Source organism: Protofrankia sp. Cj3 (genome assembly GCF_917627355.1).
GTDB lineage: Bacteria > Actinomycetota > Actinomycetes > Frankiales > Frankiaceae > Protofrankia.
Genome location: NZ_CAKJTR010000039.1, coordinates 30,714 through 38,317, shown reverse-complemented (window position 1 = coordinate 38,317; position 7,604 = coordinate 30,714). Strand labels below are relative to the sequence as shown.

The window sequence follows — 7,604 nt, the reverse complement described above, 5'->3', positions numbered from 1 at the left end:
GGATGTCGATCATGGCATGACCGCTTGACAGCCACACGCATCGGCCCCTCGGAACCTCCCCAGACATATATCGCCGTCACCCTCTCCTTGAGTTCAGCGAGCGCTACGCAGACCTGGTGTCGGACAGCACGACCGACGACAGCGCGAGAGGTTCCCCGACGCGAGGGCCGCCCGATACCGATCGCGCACGGCGAACGGCTTGTTCCGCAACAGGGCGACCACCGCGTTGGCGCCCAGAAGACAGGTCACTCGAAGATGTCCTCGCCGACGGGCGCCGCCGGCTGGTTCCTACCGTCCTCAAACAGTGGCACGCCGGCAAACCGGTCCAGCTCGGCGAACCACGCATCGACATCCGACGCGATCGGCTCCAGTAGCACGCCGCCTCCCACGTGTCGGACACGCACCCGGTCACCGGGCAGCCGAAATTCTTTCGGCAGCCGCACAGCCTGGCTCCTGCCATGCGTGAACAGCCTCGCGATCGCAGTCCCCGACACGGCACCCTCCCCGGATTCCTGGTAGCTACCAAGAGTAGACATCATCGGCGCTCGACGGCTCCGCACGGACAAGCTTGACCACCGCGGCGGAATCGAAATAGATCACCAGCGTTCGTGCTCGCGTGCCGCGGCCAGCTCCTGCGCGGTGTCAAGAGACGGATCACCCAACACGGGCGGCATCGGCAGCGGTTCGTCCGGCCCGATGGTGGGCGCGGTTGCCCGGCCCTGTGCAACGAGGCGTTCCAGCGCGGACAGCCGCTGGCTGGCCGCGTGGTCTGGATGAGCCGGGCGGGGGCCGGTCACGGGCCGCGGAGAAGGGATTCGAGCTCGGTTTCGGACAGCAGCGGCGGGCGGGCCACCTCACCTGAGCGGACGTACAGGAACGCCGCGTCCACCGCGTCCGGGCGCACCCCCCGCAACCGTGCCCAGGCCAGCCGGTACACCGCCAGCTGCACCGCGTCCGCGTGCTGCCGGCCCGTCTTCCAGTCCACCACCTCCCAACGGCCGCCCCCGAGGTCGTACACCGCGTCGATGCGGCCCCGGACCGCCCGGCCCGCGATCAGCAGCTCGAACGGCGTCTCCACCGCGAACGGGCGCCGCCGGCCATACGGGCTGGCCAGAAACGCCGCCCGCCACGCCATGATGTCGCCGTCCGCCGGCATCTCATCGGTTACCTCGTCCATTGCCTCGTCCGCGGCCCCCGGCAGATCCTCGGGATCAAGTAGCGGGACCTGCCCGAAGACGTCCTCCACCCAGGCGTGGAACGCCGTGCCCCGACGTGCCAGCGGTGCCGGGCGCCGCGGCATCGGGCGGGCGAGGTCGCGGGCCAGCCCCGCCGGATCAGACCGCAGCCGCACCACCTGGGAGGCGGTGAGCGCGTGCGGCAGCTCCACCGTGCGGGACGGCCGCCGAGCGCGGCGAGCCTCTTCCAACAGCAGCTCGACATCGCGGTCGAGTTCGGCCAGTGCCTGCCGTTCCGCCGGAGCCATCGCGGTAAGATCGTCCGCGGGCAACGGCCGCCCCGCGGCCAGGGCGGTCAGATGCGTGGTGACCCGCTCGGCGACGGCACGGCGGCGGGCAGCGGACGCGGGCTCGTACGGTAGCGGCCAGTCCAGCTCTTCCATACCGGTGAGCTGCGGGTTGGTCTCATCCTCGGATGGTCTCGGCGCCCACGCCGCGACTGTGCCGTGACCGGCGCGCACATGATCGTACAGTTCGCCGAGGAAGACCGACGGCCCACGCAGCCGACGTTGCGACGGCCCCCACCAGTGCCCGCTGCCGAACAGCACCGACTTGGCCCGGGTGAACGCGACATAGCCGAGGCGGCGTTCCTCCCGTTCCAGGTAGCCGTCACAGTCGGCGGCGAACTCGGCGAGGTCGGATTTTCCGTGGCCACGCAGCACAGGCAGCTCGTCGGCGTCCCCGCGCAACGGCGTGGGCAGCACCGACGGAGATGTGGTCCACTTCGACCGGACGGTAGTGATCGGAAAAACCGTGTGGCTGAGATTCGGCACAGCCACGACCTCCCACTCCAGCCCCTTGGACTTGTGAATGGTCATCAGTTGGACCGCATCCGCGCCGGAGGGGCTGGTCGCGTCCAGACCGCGCTCGTGTTCCCGCGCGGCTTGCAGGAACGCCAGAAACGCGCGGACCGAACCGTCGTTGTCCAGGCCGGTGAAGCCGGCCGCGACGTCGACGAACGCGGCGAGGTTGTCACGGCGGCGGGCTGCGACCGCCTCGGAGCTCGCCGCCAGTTCCACATCCAAGCCGGTGACCTCGATGATCCGGTGGATGACGTCCAGCAACGGCTCGTCGATATGAACGCGCAGGTGACGCAGGTCCGCGCCGAGCATCCGCAGCCGGGCCCGGCCCTGAGCCGACACCTGCGGACCCGGGTCGTCCAGTACGTCGGCGAGCGCGACCACATCGCAGGGGTCGATCCCGAGAACCGCCTCGTCAAGCGCATCCGGCCCCTGTCCGCCCATCGGCCGCTCGGATCCCGGCTGGTCGGATCCCGGCTGCTCGAGGAGGGCGGGGCGCCCCGCCCCGGCGCCGGCGGCCTCGCGCGCCGCACGCCCGAGCGCGGCGAGATCACGACGGCCCAGGCGGACCCGCGGGCCGGTGAGCAGCCGGGTCAGGGCCGCGTTGGCCGTCGGGTCGTCCAGTACCTCCAGCGTCGCGATGACATCGGCGACCTCCGGCAGGCTCAGCAGACCGCCAAGGCCCACGACCTCCACGGGCAGCTCCCACGCAAGCAGCGCCGCATACAGCGCGGGGACGTCACGGCGCGCCCGCACGAGTACCGCGCACTCCCCGGGCCTGGCCCGCCCGGTGGTGACGACCTCCCGAAGCGTCGCCGCGACCCAGCGAACCTCCTGCGACCAGGTTGGATGCAGTGCCACCACCGTTTCACCGTGATCGGCGACATCGTCCCGCGGGCGCAGCCGCGCGACGCGGTGGCGGGCCCGCAGACCAGCCGCCACCGCGTTGGCCAGGCTCAGCAGCCGCCCGCCGCTGCGCTGGTTGACCGACAGCTCGTACACCCGCGCCGGCCCGCCGTCACGACGCGGGAAATGCGCCGGAAAGCCGTCGAGGTTCGCGACGGACGCGCCACGCCAGCCGTAGATCGCCTGACACGGGTCACCGACGGCGGTCACCGGATGACCACCGCCGAACAGGCCGGCGAGCATCCGCCGCTGCGCCACGGACGTATCCTGGTACTCGTCCAGCAGCACGACCCCGGCCCGGGAGCGCTCCAGCGCACCGACCTCCGGCACTGTGTCGGCCAGCCGGACCGCGTGGCGGACCAGGTCACCGAAGTCGATGGCGTCACGCTCGCGTTTGGCCGCGCGGAACTCCGCGACCATCGCGCTGAGCTCCTGACGGGACCGGGCGATCAGGGCCATCCGGTCGAGTGCGTCGACATGGCCCTTGGTGCGCGGCCGTTCCCGTTCGGCGGCGAGCACCGTCTCGATCTCGGCCAGCCAGTCACGGTCGAAACCGACCAGTTCCCCCGGTTCGACAAGGTGCTCGCCGCATTCCGCGTCAAGTGCGATGAGGTCGCCCACGAGCATCGACAGCGGTCTGCTCAGCGCCGTGACCGGTCCGCGGTGGCGACGCAGTACCCGCCCGGCGAGCTGGTAGCGGGTGGCATCGGCAAGCAGCGTGAAACCGGGCTCCAGACCGAGCCGCAGCGCGTGGTCTGTGACCAGCCGCTTCGCGAACGCATGGTAGGTGGACACGACCGGTTCACCCGCGCAGGTCTCGCCCTCGGTACCCGTGACACCCGATTTTTCCAGGCCACGGCGGATCCGGTCCGTGAGCTCACCCGCGGCCTTGGTCGTGAAGGTGAGCCCGAGCACACCGTCGGGCGCCACCTGGCCGGTCGCGACCAGCCACACGACCCGGGCAGCCATCACCGAGGTCTTGCCCGAGCCAGCGCCGGCAACGATCACCCCGGGCTCCAACGGAGCGGTCGCCGCGGCGATCTGCTCGTCGGTGAACGGCACGCCGAGTAGATCACGGAGGTCTGTCGGCGCCGGCGCCGGCGCCGGCCCTGCCGGCAGGGCCGTGGCGGCGGCCACGGTCATGTGATCACCTGCTGTCCCTCGTCCTGGGCCGGGCAGCAACGCCGGAACGCGCATGTCGGGCAGGCTGTGCCGGGACGCGGTGGGAAACGCTCCGCGTCGATGTGCTCGACAGCCTCTGACAGCAGCTCCTCCACCCAGGTGGGACCGTCGACCGGCAGCGCATCCTGGCGTTGGACCTTCGGCGCCCGAGCCGGCGGATGCCCGGCGGCCTCCCCGGCCGGGCCTGCTGGCGCCGGGGGCTGCGCGGGCGCCGAGGGCGCGTCAAGGCGCAGGTGCACCAGTTCGGCTCCGCCGGGCTCGGCTCGGGCCCCATCGGCTGTCGACGCCACCGCCCCATCACGCACAGCAACCTGATAGATGCCGAGCTGCGGATGACGCGCCACGTCCGAACTGGACGGAGCCGTCCGGCCCGTCTTGAAGTCGACGACATGTACCCGGCCGTCGTCGTCGAGCTCGATACGGTCGATGAAGCCACGTAGCTTCACCGTTCGGCCGCCCACGACGATGTCGCAGCTGAACGGGACCTCGCTCGCCACCAACCGCCGGTTGCGGGTGGCCGTGTGCCACCTCAGGAACCGGGCCAGCGCCTGGCGTGCCGCCGCGCGCTGCTGCTCGGAGCGCCACGGCGCCTCGTAGGCGAGATGCCGCCACACCCGGTCCAGGCGGGCGTCGAGCGCGTCGAGATCGGGAGCGGTCCGCCCGGTCGCGACCTCGTCCGCGAGCGCATGCACAACCTTGCCGAAGCCCATGTCGGAGTTGCTCGCGGCCTGCGCATGTGCCTCGTGCTCAAGGAACCAGCGCATCGGGCAGGTCGACAAACCGGACAGCGACGACCCCGACAACCGGATGGGGGCGCCCACCGCGACCACTGGTACCTCACCAGCGGTCACCTCGGCCAGCCCCCACCAGCGGCCCGGACGGGCGGACGCCACGAGCGGGCGGCCCGCGTCATCAACCGCGGACGCGAGCCGCGCGAGCCGGGCCGCGGCGGCCTCCCGCAGCGCCGGTGTGGAAGCCGGGTCGACGGCGGCCCGGCGCAGCGCCGCAACCGCCGACGACAGTGTCAGGGGACGGGCCAGCCGGGACCGCTGCGTGGTCACCGACACTCCGAGCGGCGCCGCGTCGCACAGTTCGCGGAAGAACCGGCTCGGGCTCACACCTTGATCATCAGCGGCGTCGACAGCTGTGACGACGAGCCGGCGCCGTGCCCGGGTCAGCGCGACATAGAACAGCCGGCGTTCGTCCGCGAGAAGTTCGGCGCGGGTCGCGGGCTCCCGCATCCCGCCGAGCTCGGGACGGTCCAGCCGTTCGGACTCCAGCAGCGAGTGGCGGGTCCGCAGGTCCGGCCACTGCCCGTCCTGGACACCGCAGACGACCACGACGTCCCATTCCAGGCCCTTGCCGCGATGGGCGGTCAGCAACCGGACGACCCCCCCGCGCGCCGGACGTTCGGCAAGGGTGTCGCCGGTGACCTGCTGCTGTTCCAGCTCGTCCAGGAGCGGGCCGATGCCGGTACCGGGACCGCGCCGCGCGCTGGACCGGCCGATGGTCGCGAACAGCGCGACCACGGCATCCAGATCACGGTCTGCCGCCCGCCCGGCCGCCCCTCCCGCGGCGGACGCCCGTTCCAACCGGGCGGGCCAGCTGGTGCCCGACCACAGCAGCCACGCGACGTCCTCGGGCGCGCCACCGCGCTTGAGCAGCGCGCGAGCGGATCGCAGCAGCTCACCAAGGCGACGAGCCGGACCCGCGACGTGGTCGGGGACCATCGGCAGGGCGCGGCCGGGGTCGGCGACCGCCAGCCGGATCAGTTCCGCCGACGGCGACGGCACGGCTGGGGCGGTCGCACCCGGGACGCTCGCGGCGCGGTCGATCGCGCGCAACGCCCGGCCCAGCGCCCGCAGCGTGGTCGGGTCGGCACCGCCCAACGGGCCTGTCAACAAGATCCGTACCGTCTCGGCGGTCAGCTCGCGGTCGGGGTTGTCGACGCAGCGCAGCGCCAACAGCAGCGGCGCGACCGCACCGTCACGGGCAAGCGGCAGCTCGTCGCCACCCACCTCGACCGGCACGCCCGCCGCGGTGAGCATCCGCCGCAGCGGCGGAACGGACCGGGCCGCGCTTCGCACCAGTACCGCCATGCGGTCCCACGGTGTGCCGTTCTCCAGATGCTCCCGGCGCAGCAGGTCAGCAACGCCTTCGGCCTGGGCGCCCTCGGAGGTGTACAGCCGGGCCTCGACGCGTTCTGTGCCGGGCTTGTCGGGGCCGCCCGCCGCGATCAGATCCCGATGCGCGCGCAGATGTTCGGCGGGCAGGCCTGTCGCGGGGATGCGGTCCGCCACCCGCCGGCTGACGGCGAGCGCCACCGGCCCCAGCCGGCGGCAGCGCCGCAACGCCACCACTTCGGCGGGACGCCCGTCGGCATGGGGGAACCGGGTCGGGAACTCCAGCAGCCCACGCACCTCTGCCCCGCGGAAACCGTAGATCGACTGGTCCGGGTCGCCAACGGCGACGAGGTCCGCGCCGCCACCGGCGACGGCCCGCAGCAGCCGCTCCTGTGCGGGGTCGGTGTCCTGGTACTCGTCGACGAAGATAGCGCGGTAACGACGACGCAGGCCAACGCCGACATCGTCGTCTTCGGCGACGGCTGCCGCCTGTTGCACCAGTTCGGAGTAATCAATCATTCCTTCAAGATCAAGAGCGTCAAGATAGTCAGCGTAGAAGGTCGCCATCGCGGCCCAGTCGTCCCGGCCGGTCCGCCGCGCGAGCGCCGCGAGCGCATCCGGGCTCAGCCCCGTCTCCCTGGCCCGGGCAAGCATGGCCCGCACCTCCTCGGCGAAGCCCCGGGACGTGAGGCAGCCCGCGAGCGCGGCCGGCCATCGCGGCCGGCCCACCTCCACCGTCCCGGCAAGGAGATCGCGGAGCTTCGTGTCCTGCTCGGGGCCGGACAGCAACCTCGGTGGGGCGCCGCCAAGGCCCGCCGGCCGGCCCAGCCGCAGGACGGCGTAGCACCAGGCGTGGAAGGTCCAGGCCAGTGGGGCGCCGACAGCGGCGCGCAGCCGCCGGGTGATGCGTTCGCGCAGCTCCTGCGCGGCCCGCCGGCTGAAGGTCAGTACCAGGATGCGCTGCGGGTCAAGGCCGTCCTCCACCCGCCGGACCACCGCCTCGACGATCGTGGTCGTCTTGCCCGTGCCCGGCCCGGCCAGGACGAGCAGCGGACCACCGGTGTGGGCGACGACGCGGGCCTGATCGGTGTCGAGGACCGGCGGGCGCGACGGCGGCGGCGGGGTCCGCACGAGCCGGTAGACCGGCGGGCCCGCCATGGCCGGGACCGCATGCGTCTGCTGCCGGGGAACCCCGGCGGCGTCCGGTTGGGCTGTCACGCGCACAGCACACCACGCGCCACCGACAGAACCGGACGATTCCCGCCGGGGCGCCGGGGCCGGGTGCTGTTAGAGCGTGTTTGAGATCGGGCTTTCGATCAGTGAGCCGCGTCCAGGCGCCCCCTGGCAAGGCGGAAGGC

Annotated in this window: 4 protein-coding genes; all 4 read right to left on the bottom strand. The window is 72.4% G+C overall.

Going from position 1 to position 7,604, the window contains the following annotated elements; all coding sequences use genetic code 11:
* Positions 1-245 precede the first annotated feature (245 nt).
* From MJ783_RS07775 to MJ783_RS07760, 4 genes are read right to left on the bottom strand one after another with little or no spacing between them, the layout of a single operon-like run.
* Positions 246-539 carry an antitoxin gene (locus MJ783_RS07775; protein WP_239309575.1) on the bottom strand — a complete coding sequence of 98 codons (294 nt, stop codon included), beginning with the start codon at positions 537-539 and terminating at the stop codon, positions 246-248.
* A 57-nt stretch (positions 540-596) separates the two neighbouring features.
* Entirely contained in the window at positions 597-797 is a 201-nt protein-coding gene (locus tag MJ783_RS07770; protein ID WP_239309573.1) for a hypothetical protein, read from the bottom strand.
* Positions 794-4,084 carry an ATP-dependent DNA helicase gene (locus MJ783_RS07765; RefSeq protein WP_239309571.1) on the bottom strand — a complete coding sequence of 1,097 codons (3,291 nt, stop codon included), beginning with the start codon at positions 4,082-4,084 and terminating at the stop codon, positions 794-796. The genes MJ783_RS07770 and MJ783_RS07765 overlap by 4 nt, the downstream gene beginning before the upstream one ends.
* Positions 4,081-7,404, bottom strand: coding sequence for an ATP-dependent DNA helicase (locus tag MJ783_RS07760; RefSeq protein ID WP_239309583.1), 3,324 nt, complete (start codon positions 7,402-7,404; stop codon positions 4,081-4,083). The genes MJ783_RS07765 and MJ783_RS07760 overlap by 4 nt, the downstream gene beginning before the upstream one ends.
* Positions 7,405-7,604: the final 200 nt, after the last annotated feature.